Source organism: Pseudomonas sp. AC083 (genome assembly GCF_979253165.1).
On record NZ_CEEDDH010000140.1, the window covers coordinates 1 to 271 of the forward strand.

General features: G+C 37.3%; 1 protein-coding gene. It reads right to left on the reverse strand.

Features of this window, described 5'->3' with window-relative positions:
• On the reverse strand, positions 1-211 hold a 211-nt coding region (locus AC0IXA_RS27500; RefSeq protein WP_471814914.1), incomplete at its 3' end, for a hypothetical protein.
• Positions 212-271: the final 60 nt, after the last annotated feature.

The window sequence follows — 271 nt, forward strand, 5'->3', positions numbered from 1 at the left end:
TACTTGCACACGTCAAAGTAACCATTGACAGTTCTGACTGTGTTCCATTCAAGGAAAACAACATATGATACATTTTATTAACACGTATGGACAGTGCACGAATTTCGCCTTTACTGTTCAAAATCTCACATTGCTCGTTGTTCGAAACAAAATGCATGCCTTTGTCCAAAACAGTTCCTACAGAAAACAAATTGAATTTTAGTTCAGGCACAAACAGCACTCCACTAAGTACCGTTTTGATAAACTTAACACTGTTCCATGCATACAGTTC